Source organism: Paenibacillus sp. FSL W8-0186 (genome assembly GCF_037969765.1).
In the GTDB taxonomy this organism is placed as follows: Bacteria; Bacillota; Bacilli; order Paenibacillales; family Paenibacillaceae; genus Fontibacillus; species Fontibacillus woosongensis.
Genome location: NZ_CP150207.1, coordinates 674,120 through 687,657 on the forward strand (window position 1 = coordinate 674,120; position 13,538 = coordinate 687,657).

The following is a 13,538-nucleotide window of genomic DNA, read 5'->3' on the forward strand; positions in this document are numbered from 1 at the left end:
ATGGCTGAGCCTATTGACAACGGCGTTCTGTTTCCGGCCTACACGAAATATCCCGTCTCGCTGATCAAAGGGAATGGAAGCCGGCTCTGGGATGACCAAGGCAAAGAATATTTGGACTTTATGTCAGGAATTGCGGTATGTAATTTGGGACATGTGCCCTTAAAAATAAAACGAAGAATACAGGAACAGCTTGAACAAGTGTGGCATGTATCCAACCTGTTCCATATTCCGAACCAGCAGAAGCTGGCGCAAATGCTTACCGCTCACAGCTGTGCGGATCTCGTCTTCTTTTGCAATAGCGGGGCAGAAGCCAATGAGGCTGCAATCAAATGTGCCAGAAGATATCACCAGCGGGTGCTTGGCAATGGCAGATACGAAATCATCACGTTCGAAAAATCCTTTCACGGGCGCACGATGGCCACATTGACCGCGACGGGGCAGGATAAGGTCAAGGATGGATTTTTTCCGCTGCCGGAGGGATTTGCCTATGCACGATATAACGATATTCAATCGGTAGAAGATAGGATCACGGAGCGGACCGCAGCGATCATGCTTGAACTCGTACAGGGAGAAGGTGGCGTCTATGCCGCGGATCCCGAGTTTGTGACCCGGCTCTCCGTTCTATGCAAGGAGCGAGGGCTGCTGCTTATGATCGATGAGGTGCAGACGGGGATGGGGCGAACGGGGAAGCTGTTTGCTTACGAGCATTATGGCATCGAGCCGGATATCATCACGCTTGCCAAAGGGCTGGCCAGCGGATTTCCTATCGGAGCAATGATGGGGAAGAAGAAGCTTCGCGACGCCTTCTCCCCAGGAAGCCATGCGTCGACATTTGGAGGCGCCCCGCTTGCGGCGGCGGCTGGCCTGGCTACGCTAGAGACGATACTCGAGGAACGTTTATGTGAACGAGCGGAACAGATGGGCGCATATGCTTTGCAAAGGCTGCAGGAGCAGCTTCAGTCCTATTCTATCGTTCAATCCGTAAGGGGCCTCGGTCTGTTGATCGGCCTTGAATGCCGCGAACCGATTGCCCCCGTCATTCAGGAACTGCTGCTGCACGGACTATTGGTATTGGCAGCAGGTACTCACGTGATTCGTTTTATGCCTAGCTTATATATTACAAAGGAAGAAATTGACCAGGCCGTGGACATTGTCTCCACCGTTCTGGAGAGGCGTTAATCCATATGTTTGCTTTTGATCGTAGTAATCAATTGCTCCATAAACACCCGGCTGGCCGCGCATAAATATTTATTTTTCCGATAGACGACCCCGATTTGTGTCGTAGGAACCGGGTTTTGAATCGGGATTGTCTGAATATGCGGATTTCCTATGTAGTCGAGGTAACCTTTCGGTAGAATTGTGACGCCAAGGCCTTGAACGACCATATTGATGATTGACTCCATCGTTGTCATTTCCATAACGGGCTGCGGCGCGAAGGCAAGGGCGCGGCATTGCTCATTAATGAGCTGGCGCAGAAAATATGTGTTTGGCAGTAACACACTTGGTGTCTCTTTAAGAATATCAAGTGTCACGAAAGGCCTCTGAGCGATGGGATGATCTACAGGCACGGCAAGGGCAAGATTTTCTTTAAAGAGGGGGATAGTCTCCAGATCATCATGCTCCATCGGTAAATATACAATGCCCAAATCGAGTTCATTTTCCAGTAGTCCGTTGTAAATATCTCCAGTTCGCAGACCGAGCACAGACAGCTCGACGTTAGGATAGCTGCGGTGGAAGCCGATTACGGTTGGGGGGAGCAAGTAATTGACTACGGTCAACAGCGCGCCGATTTTCAATGTACCTCTTTTCAATCCTTGGATTTCGCTGATCGCGGCACGTGCCTGGGATAGTTCATGAAACACATTGTAGCTATGGTGCAGCAAGGTTTTGCCCGCTTCGGTAATGACGGTTTTCTTACCGATGCGATCGAACAGGGGGGTGCCGATTTCGTGCTCCAGTAAACGAATTTGCTGACTTAGCGAGGGTTGGGCGATACCCAGCTTCTCCGCGGCACGGGTAAAATGCAGCTCGTGGCATACGGCCATGAAATACTCCAATTGCCTGAGTTCCATGAATCTTCCTCCTTGAAAAGCCTATTACAAATAATAATAGGTTCTTACTATTATTTTAAGATAAACGATATGAAATATCTATATATTAAAAGGAGAACGGAGATGAAACAAGTCTATAACTTTAATGCTGGGCCAGCAGGATTGCCTGGGGAAGTAATGCATCAAGCACAGGAGGAACTCCTTGACCTGCAGGGCACCGGTCTATCTGTTCTGGAAATTTCGCATAGGAGCAAGGAATATGAACAAATTAACGACGAAACTCAACAACTGCTAAAAGAGCTTCTTCACATTCCCTCGGGTTATGAAGTGATGTTTGTGCAGGGAGGGGCAAGCATGCAGTTTGCCATGGTGCCGATAAATTTCTTGCCGGCAGGGCGTGTGGCAAGCTACATCCACAGCGGGACGTGGTCGGGCAAGGCCATAGCGGAGGCGAGAAAAATGGGCGATACGGCAATTGCGGCAAGCTCGGAGGCGGATCATTTTACGAAGGTTCCAGATTTGCATGGAATAAATCTTCATCCTGAAACAGCCTATGTTCACCTTACTTCCAATGAAACGATAGCGGGAACCCAATACCATAGCTTCGCCGATACAGGGGAAGTTCCGCTGATTGCAGATATGTCCAGTGATATTTTGTCTCGTCCGGTTAATGTATCTAACTTTGCATTTATCTATGCCGGTGCTCAGAAGAACCTAGGCCCCTCTGGGGTTACTGTTGTGATCGCTGAGCGTGAGCTGCTGAGCAGAATTCCTGCACATATCCCAGATATTATGAATTATCGGACTCATGCGAACAGCGGCTCGCTGTATAACACACCGCCTGTATTTGCCGTGTACATAGTTAATCTTGTGCTGAAATGGATTCGGAATAACGGCGGAGCAAAAGGCATGGAACAGCGCAACCGGCTTAAAGCCGACTTGCTGTATAGCACGATCGACCAAAGTGGTGGTTTTTATAGCGGGCTCGCACATAAGGAAAGTCGTTCGCTGATGAATGCGACGTTTCGCGTGATGAATGATGAATTGGAACTGCAATTTTTACAAGAAGCGGAACAGAACGGCTTTGTGGGATTAAAGGGACATCGGGATGCCGGGCATATGCGGGCTTCTCTCTATAATGCTGTTACGTATGAACAGTGCAAAGCGTTGGCAGATTTCATGGTGGACTTTCAACAGCGCTTTGGATAGAAAATAAATCTGCTAGACTGAAATTTCGGCCTTCATTGTCGGGGTTTCAATTTGGGTGCGTGGCATGGTTGTGCACTGGTGAACAAAATAAGTTTAGAAACTTGAAAACATGGAGGAATGAGAGATGGAAACAGGGACGAACCGAGTCAAACGGGGAATGGCGGAAATGCAAAAAGGCGGCGTCATCATGGACGTGATGAATGCCGAGCAGGCCAAAATTGCGGAAGCAGCTGGAGCTACTGCCGTGATGGCGCTGGAAAGAGTGCCGGCAGACATCCGTGCGGCAGGCGGAGTTGCACGCATGGCCGATCCGGTTGTTGTCGAGCAGGTAATGAAGGCTGTGTCTATCCCCGTGATGGCGAAGGCGCGCATCGGTCACTATGTAGAAGCCAGAGTACTTGAAGCCCTGGGCGTGGACTACATTGACGAAAGTGAAGTGTTAACGCCCGCCGATGATATTTTTCATATCGACAAAAATGAGTTTACGATCCCATTCGTATGCGGGGCCAGGGATTTGGGAGAGGCCTTGCGCCGTATCGGAGAGGGGGCATCGATGATTCGCACCAAAGGGGAGCCGGGAACGGGAAATATTGTCGAGGCAGTACGCCATATGCGCATGATGCTTGGGCAAATACGTAAAGTGCAGGGAATGAGCAAGGATGAGCTCATGGTGGAGGCCAAGCAGCTCAGCGCACCTTATGAATTATTGCTGCAGGTCAGGGATACGGGAAGATTACCGGTCGTTAACTTTGCTGCCGGAGGGGTGGCTACTCCCGCTGATGCGGCTTTAATGATGACATTAGGGGCCGACGGCGTGTTTGTTGGATCGGGAATTTTCAAATCGGAGCAGCCGGAGAAATTTGCCCGGGCCATTGTGGAGGCAACGACGAATTATACCGATTTTAAGCTGATTGCAGAAATATCCAAAAACCTGGGAGCCCCGATGAAAGGTTTAGAAATCTCGAAGCTAGAAGCAGGAGACCGCATGCAGGAACGTGGTATATAATAGGTAAGAGACAGTTAATTCTTGAATTCAAAGTCGGAAACGGAAGTGATCCCTCGTGGGGCAGGGTGAAATTATATCCATCAATGTAGGCAAGCCGATACAGGTGCAATTTAACAATAAGGAAATTTCGACAGGCATCTTCAAGAGGCCAAGCGATGAGCCGCTGTTCCTGTCCTGGCTCAACTTCGAGGGGGATGGTCAGGCCGATCTTGTTCACCACGGAGGCAGGGAGAAGGCCGTTTGTGTGTACCCTTACGAGCATTATCCCTTTTGGGAGAAGGAATTGGGCCGGGCATTGGAGTACAGTGCATTCGGCGAAAATTTAACAACGCGGGGTTTGCTGGAGACGGAGGTTTGCATTGGCGATATTTTTCAGCTGGGAGAAGCGGTGGTGCAGGTAAGCCAGCCAAGGCAGCCTTGTTATAAACTATCCGTAAAATACGGGACCCCTGACATGCCGTTAAAAGTACAGGAAACCGGGTATACCGGCTTTTATTTCCGCGTGCTCCAGGAAGGGCTCGTATCGAGGCTGGATGGGCTGCATTTGATCGACAGACATCCGAAAGCAATTACGGTATCTTACGCCAACAAGATCATGCATCGCGAAAAGAATAATCTTGAAGGAATAGCCAAGATTCTTGAAGTCGAGGAACTCTCGGACAACTGGAGAAAGACACTGACCAAGCGACTTGAAGGAAGCGAGACGGATACTAGAGAAAGACTAACGGGCTACAAAGAAAAGTAGCTTATGTTCATAGCGATTTTCTACGCATATCCGGGCTATCGCCACGGGAGAATCAGATGTATAATCGTGGAAAGAAGCTCGCGTAACAACGCCTCAGCCTAAGATAAGAGCGATCTTAAGGCTGGGGCGTTTTTGTAATAGTGGAAGGTTAATTTGGTTATATGGAGATGATCGTTGTTGGAGCAGGTGGGCCAGGGAAGAACAGCAGATATATTCGTTGCCGGTGATAACAAGGTTCTAAAGCTTTATAAGAAGGGCTTTCCAATTGAAGCGATTCATGAGGAGTATGAGGTCAGCCAGTATGTGCATGACCTGGGTATCAATGTCCCGAGGGCCTTTGAGATGATCGAGAGGGACGGAAGGCTGGGGATTATTTTTGAACGGGTTCCAGGCACCTCTCTGCTTCATTTGATGACACGGAGACCTCTGCGGATCAGGCGGTTTTCAAGGACGTTAGCCGCCCTCCATCATCACGTGCATTCCCATTCTGTTGCGGATTTGAGCAGGAATCATAAAGAGATACTCGCTCATAATATTCAATCAGCCCCGCTCCTAACCGATGCCGAAAAGTCGAAGATTATTCATCAACTGCAAGGTTTGCCCGAGGATCATAAGCTCTGCCACGGAGATTATCATCCCGACAATGTGTTAGTAACGGATCCAAATAATAGCTGCGTAATTGATTGGATGACGGGAATGGCTGGCCACCCGCTGGGCGACCTCGCCAGGTCCGTACTTCTGTTGACTTATGGCACATTACCAGAAGGGACTCCCAAAACGAAAGGTCTCCTTATCAATTTCTTTAGAAAGCGCATCAAAAAAGAATATGTCAGGCATTACATGAAGCTGGCGAACAAAGATTATGCCGAGGTAGATCCATGGATACTGCCGGTAGCTGCCGCGAGACTTTCGGATGGGATACCGGATGAAGAGAAAAACGCATTATTACTAGAGATCAGAGCAAGATTGAAGACAATTACATAGAAAATGGAGGTAAAGCTACGGCCAAGAACGCCCCTGCACATGAGAGGGTGATCACGACAATGAGAAATTTGGATATTAGGGTGGATAAGGCTTTTTTCTAGGAGGAATCGATAAAGGCAGAGTCTTGCGAATATTTAAACCCCATATTCTTCGATGACCAGGTTGGGCACATTGAGGGCGTTGCTAGGATCGTGCCATCTGTTCAATTTGAGGATATCGAGGATCGTCTTCCAAAGGCCAATTTCCCGCAACCCGTTAAGAAGAACAACCCGACAGCGAGTTGGGGAGGGATGCTATAAAAGCTGCAACAAGAACCTAAAAGTGAGGGTGGAATTACAATGTCACTTCGTATTCTTATCGTTGACGATACCAGGTTTTTACGCATGATGCTGACGGATATATTAACTATTTCAGGATATGAGGTAGTTGGTCAAGTGGAAAATGGGCTGATTGGCATTGAAAAATTTAAAGAGCTTAGACCCGACATTGTTATGATGGATATTTCCAATGCCTGAAATGGACGGAATACAGGCCCTTAAGGAAATTAAAAAAATAGATGCCGATGCGGTGGTGATGATATGCTCGGCAATGAGTCAAAGAGAGCTGATCTCAAGAGCATTGGAGGCAGGGGCGAGCAAACTATGTTACCAAGCCACTCGACCCGGAGACCATTAATACGCTAATTGAGAATGTTATACCGCTGATTGAACGGAAGAAAAGGGCGGGCAGCGAAGACACAGAGGATCCTAAAGAGACGATGGAGAGTCTCGGACAAGGCCCGGTGCTGAACCAGCAGGAGCTAGAGCATTTAAGTCAATTGTTGAGCAGAGGCAGTTGGGATAACGATCCACCGGCTGAGACAAGCCCAGATTTGGACTTGCGTTCTGAGCCAGGAGATGAATTGGAGTCAGGGCTAGAACTAGATGCAGAACTAAAGCTCGAACTAGATCCAGAACCAAATTCCAAGTCTAATTCAGATATAGAATCGGCATCAGACTTAGGTCAGAAGCATGGCTACCTAACAGAGGGGAATTATTACGAGCTGGATCAGCCTGAGGAGCTGCTGTCAGAAGACGAGCCGGATTATGAAGAATCAACAGATCAATTTGGAGCAATTCTTCGAGCCTTTGCGGAAGCTGGAGCTGCAGAAGAGGTGGAGGAAGATGAGGATTCTAAGGAAGAAGATGAATACATGTCCTTTTTTGAGAAAGTGCATGCAGACTTCGAACTGGGATCAGGAACGGAACTGGGCAGTCACACAGAAGAAGCCGCAGCAGTGATCTTTAATGAACATGATAAAACCATTCAGATTGATGTGATGGCCTTAAATGATCAGAAGCAAAGTCTGAAGTTAACCTTGGACAGTTTTTCTTACTTAGTCAGCTGGCTCAAAGAAAAGGGAATTCCGGTCGATTCACAGCAATAGTGATCGGGCAAATAACTTAACTAAGCAACCAGTTACTGATATTCAATAGGTGACTGGTTATTTAGTTTCGCCTATAATCTTTGATTAGAGACCCTGCAATATGGTGAACTTGCATCTGGTTTAGGGAGAAGGGGTTTTCTAGAGAGCAGGCAGTATTGCAGGAGGGAATTCAATGACGGTAACCGTTCGTTTACAAGCCCAGACCTTTCCATTACGGGCCTCTCATGATTTAACCTGGCTGGAGGGCATGGGAGAGGTGTTCGATGTATTCTGGCAGCAGGACTCCGGCAATATTTCATTCGGAGTTCGGCTTGAAGATGGCAGCAAGAAGTTCGTGAAATATGCCGGCGCTGAAACCGTGAATTACGAGGGCAATGTAAAGGAGGCCGTTTTGCGGCTGCGGCAGGCGATACCGGTTTATGAAGCACTGGCCCACCAAAGCTTGGTGAATCTGGTAAATCACTCTTCAACGAGGGACGGATATGCTGCAGTTTTTGAATGGTTTGAAGGGGAGAATCTTCATCCGCATTGGTCCTACCCGCCTCCGGCGAAGTATACGGATCCTGCGTCGCCGTATTATCGCTACAGGCAGCTTTCCTTGGACCAGAGGCTGGCCTCTTTGGATGAAATTTTTGCCTTTCATGCTTTTGCTGAGCAGAAGGGCTTTGTTGCCGTTGATTTTTACGATGGGAGCATCATGTACAACTTCGAATCTGGAACGACCCGGATTTGCGACATTGATCTGTATCGGAAAGGGTCATTTGTCAATTCTATGGGCAGAATGTGGGGCTCTTCCAGATTCATGTCCCCGGAGGAGTTTGAAAGAGGCGCCATAATTGATGGAATAACCAATGTGTTTAATATGGGAGCCACGGCTTTTGGGCTGCTCGGCGGAGAGCTCGACCGTTCATGGGCAAAATGGGAGGCTTGCCCAGAGCTGTACGAGGTAGCCTTGAAGGCTGTTGAACCGGAGCGGGAGCGCCGTTATTCGTCTGTGGCGGAGTTTTGCGAAGCCTGGAATAGACAGCGAATTTAGCCTAATCCAGGCGTTTGCAATTCCGTCATTCCAGGTTTCTCGAAAGAGTCTTTTTTAAATATGTTGACAGTCAGGAAATAGAGAATTTATAATACACATACAACCTACTCATCAATGATGAGGTGCCAACTAGAGATTAGCTGTCTTCGGTATAGGAGGTATGCTGAATATTTTTTATATATAACACTCCTCATCGATGAGGAGGAGGGAAGGATGAGTGTAAGGTGAGCGTAAAATTTGTTGAAAGCGCAGACACATTCGATGAAGGGAGCTTCTTTTCTTCAAAAAATGAATATGCGGAGTATTTGGTGCTCAAGTATTTAATACAGACGGATGAGCCGGTGGGCTCCTGGGTGTTGAAGGTGATGCTTGGGCTTAAAGGAATCGAGTTCAGTACGGCAACGATCGGTAGAATGCTGAAGGAAATGGACGCCAAGGGATTCACGAAGCTTGCCGGTGCCCAGGGGAGGGCCATCACTTCAAAAGGAATGAATTATGCCAAAATTCAGTCAGAAAGAATCGAGCGGGAACGCCTGCAGGCCCGGCTTATGATGGCCGCAATACCACAAAGCTTTGATGAATTAATTGACTTGCTTGATGCCAGAAAAGCTTTGGAGTGTGAAACAGCAAGGCTAGCCGCGCTTCGGGCTTCCTCCAAGGACATCGAAGAGCTTGAGATTTCCTTGAAAAAACATGAGGAAGTAGTCAAAGGCAAGATTGATCCTACGGATATTGCTTTGGATTTTCATATTAAGGTAGCCAAGGCTTCATACAATCGATTCTTAATCGCATCACTGGATATTTTGATTTATGAGGAGCTTCGGCTGGAATCCCAAATCGCTCAGCTCATTACAAGAGAACGGGGAGAGGAGTATCTCCTTCAACATATATCGATTGTTGATTCGATTAAGCAGAGAAATGCCTCTGAAGCCGAGAGACGAATGGGCGTCCATATCGAAACGCTGATTAGTGCGATCAAAGAACAGGCTGAAGGGAATTAAGGCGGCAGAAGGGCTGCCACTAACTATGGACATGGACTAGTTGAATAAGGAAAGGGGCGAAGCAAATGGGTACCGTATTTGATACCGCGATAGTAAATGGAACCATTGTGCTGGAGAACCAAGCGGTGAAGGGAACCTTGTTAATCCAAGATGGGAAAATTGCAGGAATTTTAGACAGCCATAGCAGGGTTGACAGCCGGAAGCTGATCGATGCCGAGGGGATGGTTATATTGCCGGGCGCAATCGATCCCCATGTCCATCTATGGGAGCCAAGTCCCCAAGATTATAGGGAGGACTATAACTGCGGCTCCAAGGCAGCGGCCTCTGGCGGGGTAACGACCTTGATAGAAATGCCTTTAAGTGTTCCGCCGGTCATAGACCGTGAATCCTTCCAATTGAAGAAGGAAATCGCAGACCGAAACTCCTTGATTGATTTTGCCCTATGGGGCGGCTTGATCCCCAAATCTGCGGATAATTTAAGTGAAATGCATAAATTGGGCTGCGTCGGTTACAAGGCCTTCATGTCCTACGCGAATGAGAATTACCCGCATACGCCGGATGATGTCTTATATAGAGCGATGAAGAACGCTGCAAGGTTCAACGGCCTCATTGGAGTCCATGCTGAAAACGCTGACATTGTGGAAGCCGCAGGCAGGGAAATGGAGCAAAGCGGTAATTTGAATCCGGAGTCATACCCGGACGGAAGACCGGCTTTGGCCGAGCTGGAAGCGATGGAAAGGGCCATTTTGCTCGCGGAAAATACCGGATGCCGTCTGCATATTGTCCATATGACTGTAGCCGAAGGCGGAGAAATGGTTCGCAAGGCGAAAGAAAAGGGCATCCGGGTTTCGAATGAAACCTGTCCGCATTACCTGTTATTCGATAAATCGATCCTGAAGGAAAAGGGGCCATTTGCCAAATGCAACCCTCCAATAAGATCGCTTGAGAATAAAGAGGGGCTGTGGGAACAGATATTTAAAGGAAATATAGACTTCATCGGCTCGGATCACTCTCCGTACACGGATGAGGAGAAACTGGCAGGCAAGGATAACATATGGCAGGCCTGGCCTGGATTCGGTGGAATCGATGTCTTGCTTCCGGCTATGATTAGCGAGGGCGTGAATGCCAGAGGACTGGGCTTAGTGGAGCTGGCCAAGCTGGTTTCAACGAATGTAGCGAAAACCTTTGAGCTATATCCAAAAAAAGGGACTATTACCGTGGGATCGGACGCCGATCTGGCGATTGTTGATTTGAACCAGGAATGGGTCTATCAAGGCGAGCATTCGTTTTCGAAGACCAAAAGCTCACAGGGGATTTATGAAGGATACAAGTTTAAAGGCAAAGTGATGGCAACGATGGTACGGGGGACTGTAGTTTATGAGAATGGAAAAATCACGGAGGAATCCACCTACGGAGAGTTTGTCCCCATTCAGCGGTGATTGGGCAATCCCCCTTTTGGGGGCTCATTGAAATAATTGATTTTATACAGCATGGAAACAAGGGAGGCGCATGCATGAACGTTTTAGTAACAGGAAGCTCAGGGTTGGTAGGATCAACCGTGATGGAATTGCTAAGCAGCGAAGGCCATATTGCCGTAGGTTTTGATCAGAGAAAATCGCCGATCACGGATAAGTTTACGGTGGAGACGGGTGATCTGTGCGATTTTCCGAGGCTGGCATCGATCATTAAAAAATACAACATCAACGCGATAGTTCATTCAGGAGGCATCTCGCATCCTCATGCGGGAGAAGTCTCCCCCTATGAGACGGTGAGAACGAATATTTTAGGAACATCAACGATTTTTGAAGCCGCAAGAATATTTAATATTAGCAAGGTGGTTTATTTGAGCTCGGGGGCCGTGTACGGCAATAATTCCGCAGCGGTAACAACTATAGACAGCAAGGTTAATCCAGAGAACACGTATGCGGTATCCAAACTGACGGGGGAGCAGCTAGGGGAGGTGTATAACAGAAATTACGGGATGAATGTGATCTCATTACGTCTTGCTTTCGTTTACGGTCCCAATCGCTTCATGCCGGATCCGATTAAATCCCTTCTGGAGAGGGCCGTTCATGGGGAGGACATAGATGATGCGGCTGGTGGGGATCAACAGCTGGAATTCATCTATGTCAAGGATGCCGCTCTTGCCGTATATAAAGCGCTGCAGGCTGAAAATTGCAGTTCAAGCGTCTTTAATATTGGAACAGGAGTTAATACCAAGATAAAAGAAGTGGCGGCGGTAATTAAGAAAATATACCCTAATGTATACATCCGGATTGGCCCCGGAGATTTAGGCTATGACTTTATTGGTGCATTTGATTGCAGTGAAGCGGAGAAGCAGCTGCAGTTCAAAGCTAAATATCATCTTGAGGCCGGGATTACGGACTATGCGAAGCATTTGGAAAATATTCATAAAGCCGATAAATGAAAGCGCTTAATCAAACGAGAGCGGGTGAACTAAATGGGGAAAATTTCAGTGGGGTCGATTGATTATTTTATTATCTTCAGTTATTTCGCGTTCGTAATAGTAGTCGGGTTAATTGTTCAGAAGCTGATCAAGTCAGACAGTGACTTCTTTCTATCCGGCCGGTCGCTTCCGGCATGGATTACGGGTATCGCGTATTTGGCAGCGAATTTAGGAGCCCTGGAACTATTGGGGATGGCCGCCAGCGGCGCGCAATATGGCATGCTGACTATGCACTACTATTGGGTGGGAGCCGTACCCGCTATGTTATTCGTAGGCCTGTACATGTACCCATTCTTCTATGCGTCAAAAGCCAGAACGATCCCGGAGTATCTAAAGTTCCGATACAATGAAGCAACCCGTGGATTGAATGCCATTACGTTTTTTGTCCTAACAATTCTGTTCTCCGGCATTAGCTTATATGCTATGGGATTGATTTTTAGCGTATTGCTGGGATGGTCGATGGTCTTCAGTATCGTTCTGGCCGCGATCGTAGTTTTATTATACGTATTGCTGGGAGGACTGACTTCATCCATATACAACGAGGTTATTCAGTTTTTCCTAATATGGATCGGTTTGCTGCCCATTGCCTTTATCGGGATGTACAAGTTTGGGGGTATTCACGGCATCTTGGCCAACATGCCCGAGTCCTTCACGCATCTATGGCAGGGCTTAGGCAGCACTGCTGATAATCCAATGGGAGTTAGCTGGTTCGGAGTGATTATTGGCCTTAGCTTTGTTCTATCCTTTGGATATTGGATGACCGACTTTCTGGTCGCACAGAGGGCATTTGCTGCTAAGGATGTAAGAGCGGTTCAAAATACACCTATCTATGCCACCTTCTTTAGAATTATCGTGCCGATCGTAGTTATTGTGCCAGGGTTTATTGCCATTCCGCTGTTCCCTGAGCTGGGTACCGACCCTGATATGCCTTACAATCTGGCATTGCCGCTTACATTAGCCAAGCTGCTGCCTGAAGGGTTGTTTGGTCTAGGCATAACCGCTCTATTGGCTGCCTTCATGAGTGGGATGGCCGGTAATATTACAGCTTTTACTACGGTTTGGACGTATGATATCTACCAGGCTTATATGAAAAAGGATGGCAGTGAGCGGCATTATATTAAGGTCGGGCGTTTAATGGTGGTCATCGGTACAATACTTGCGGTTTTTGCTGCTTTTATCGCTGCCAAGTTCCCGAACATTATGGACTATATTCAAATGCTGTTCTCGTTCTTTAACGCACCGTTCTTTGCAACATTCTTCCTAGGCGTATTCTGGAAGAGAGCAACTGGATGGGGAGCGTTCTGGGGCTTGCTGCTGGGGATTATCAGCTCCTTCTTAATGTACTTCCTAATTCCAAGCGATTTCTACAGCACGATGGCCGAAGGCAACTTCTCTAGAGCATTATGGGCTTGGATCGTAACTATGGTCATTACTATAGTCGTAAGCTTGTTTACCAAACCAAAGCCGGAAAGCGAGCTTAAGGGATTAGTACGGAGCTTGAGTGATAAAATATCCTACCCGGATCTTCCATGGTACAAACGGCCAGGTTATCTAGCCCTTATTTCTATCATTATTATGACTGTCATTAATATTTATTTCTGGTAAGCGATTTC

The 13,538-nt window shown here is 47.7% G+C and carries 12 protein-coding genes and 2 pseudogenes; 13 read left to right on the plus strand and 1 reads right to left on the minus strand.

The genetic code is table 11. From position 1 onward, the window contains the following. Positions 1-1,179, plus strand: a complete 1,179-nt coding sequence (locus MKX50_RS02815; protein WP_339158363.1) for an acetylornithine transaminase — start codon at positions 1-3, stop codon at positions 1,177-1,179. On the opposite strand, the gene MKX50_RS02820 is transcribed toward MKX50_RS02815, so the two are convergent. Further along, positions 1,176-2,072 (minus strand): LysR substrate-binding domain-containing protein, encoded by an 897-nt coding sequence (locus tag MKX50_RS02820; RefSeq protein ID WP_339158364.1) that lies wholly within the window; start codon positions 2,070-2,072, stop codon positions 1,176-1,178. The genes MKX50_RS02815 and MKX50_RS02820 overlap by 4 nt on opposite strands. A gap of 102 nt (positions 2,073-2,174) precedes the next feature. On the opposite strand from MKX50_RS02820, the gene serC reads away from it, so the two are divergent. The 12 genes and pseudogenes from serC (at position 2,175) to MKX50_RS02880 (ending at position 13,530) form a co-directional block, all read left to right on the plus strand. Continuing rightward, on the plus strand, positions 2,175-3,260 hold the full coding sequence (gene serC, locus MKX50_RS02825) for a 3-phosphoserine/phosphohydroxythreonine transaminase (protein ID WP_339159999.1): 1,086 nt from the start codon (positions 2,175-2,177) through the stop codon (positions 3,258-3,260). Between the two features lie 124 nt (positions 3,261-3,384). Further along, positions 3,385-4,266 carry a pyridoxal 5'-phosphate synthase lyase subunit PdxS gene (gene pdxS / locus MKX50_RS02830; RefSeq protein ID WP_339158365.1) on the plus strand — a complete coding sequence of 294 codons (882 nt, stop codon included), beginning with the start codon at positions 3,385-3,387 and terminating at the stop codon, positions 4,264-4,266. Between the two features lie 55 nt (positions 4,267-4,321). Continuing rightward, positions 4,322-5,011, plus strand: a complete 690-nt coding sequence (locus MKX50_RS02835) for an MOSC domain-containing protein (protein ID WP_339158366.1) — start codon at positions 4,322-4,324, stop codon at positions 5,009-5,011. A 174-nt stretch (positions 5,012-5,185) separates the two neighbouring features. After that, positions 5,186-5,995, plus strand: a complete 810-nt coding sequence (locus MKX50_RS02840; protein ID WP_244996411.1) for an aminoglycoside phosphotransferase family protein — start codon at positions 5,186-5,188, stop codon at positions 5,993-5,995. Positions 5,996-6,012: 17 nt separating this feature from the next. Continuing rightward, positions 6,013-6,294 (plus strand): annotated as a pseudogene (locus tag MKX50_RS02845) (5'-nucleotidase); the annotation flags it as partial. A gap of 39 nt (positions 6,295-6,333) precedes the next feature. Beyond that, a pseudogene (locus MKX50_RS02850) lies at positions 6,334-6,650 on the plus strand (response regulator); the annotation flags it as partial. A gap of 126 nt (positions 6,651-6,776) precedes the next feature. Then, positions 6,777-7,421, plus strand: a complete 645-nt coding sequence (locus MKX50_RS02855; protein WP_339160267.1) for a hypothetical protein — start codon at positions 6,777-6,779, stop codon at positions 7,419-7,421. A 172-nt stretch (positions 7,422-7,593) separates the two neighbouring features. After that, the gene (locus MKX50_RS02860) at positions 7,594-8,457 is read left to right on the plus strand and encodes a serine/threonine protein kinase (protein ID WP_339158367.1); all 864 of its coding nucleotides are present in this window, start codon (positions 7,594-7,596) and stop codon (positions 8,455-8,457) included. Positions 8,458-8,681: 224 nt separating this feature from the next. Continuing rightward, positions 8,682-9,458, plus strand: a complete 777-nt coding sequence (locus MKX50_RS02865) for an FCD domain-containing protein (protein ID WP_213590961.1) — start codon at positions 8,682-8,684, stop codon at positions 9,456-9,458. A gap of 65 nt (positions 9,459-9,523) precedes the next feature. Continuing rightward, positions 9,524-10,897: an allantoinase AllB gene (allB, locus tag MKX50_RS02870; protein ID WP_339158368.1), complete on the plus strand. Its 1,374-nt coding sequence runs from the start codon at positions 9,524-9,526 to the stop codon at positions 10,895-10,897. A gap of 74 nt (positions 10,898-10,971) precedes the next feature. Continuing rightward, entirely contained in the window at positions 10,972-11,886 is a 915-nt protein-coding gene (locus MKX50_RS02875; protein ID WP_055106756.1) for an NAD-dependent epimerase/dehydratase family protein, read from the plus strand. Positions 11,887-11,919: 33 nt separating this feature from the next. Further along, the gene (locus tag MKX50_RS02880) at positions 11,920-13,530 is read left to right on the plus strand and encodes a sodium:solute symporter family protein (RefSeq protein ID WP_213590963.1); all 1,611 of its coding nucleotides are present in this window, start codon (positions 11,920-11,922) and stop codon (positions 13,528-13,530) included. Positions 13,531-13,538: the final 8 nt, after the last annotated feature.

What these genes read in the sequence shown, in the direction of transcription:
- MKX50_RS02815 (WP_339158363.1), top strand. Translation starts at nt 1, where the DNA reads ATGGCTGAGCCTATTGACAACGGCGTTCTGTTTCCGGCCTACACGAAA.
- MKX50_RS02820 (WP_339158364.1), bottom strand. Translation starts at nt 2,072, where the DNA reads ATGGAACTCAGGCAATTGGAGTATTTCATGGCCGTATGCCACGAGCTG.
- serC (WP_339159999.1), top strand. Translation starts at nt 2,175, where the DNA reads ATGAAACAAGTCTATAACTTTAATGCTGGGCCAGCAGGATTGCCTGGG.
- pdxS (WP_339158365.1), top strand. Translation starts at nt 3,385, where the DNA reads ATGGAAACAGGGACGAACCGAGTCAAACGGGGAATGGCGGAAATGCAA.
- MKX50_RS02860 (WP_339158367.1), top strand. Translation starts at nt 7,594, where the DNA reads ATGACGGTAACCGTTCGTTTACAAGCCCAGACCTTTCCATTACGGGCC.
- allB (WP_339158368.1), top strand. Translation starts at nt 9,524, where the DNA reads ATGGGTACCGTATTTGATACCGCGATAGTAAATGGAACCATTGTGCTG.
- MKX50_RS02875 (WP_055106756.1), top strand. Translation starts at nt 10,972, where the DNA reads ATGAACGTTTTAGTAACAGGAAGCTCAGGGTTGGTAGGATCAACCGTG.
- MKX50_RS02880 (WP_213590963.1), top strand. Translation starts at nt 11,920, where the DNA reads ATGGGGAAAATTTCAGTGGGGTCGATTGATTATTTTATTATCTTCAGT.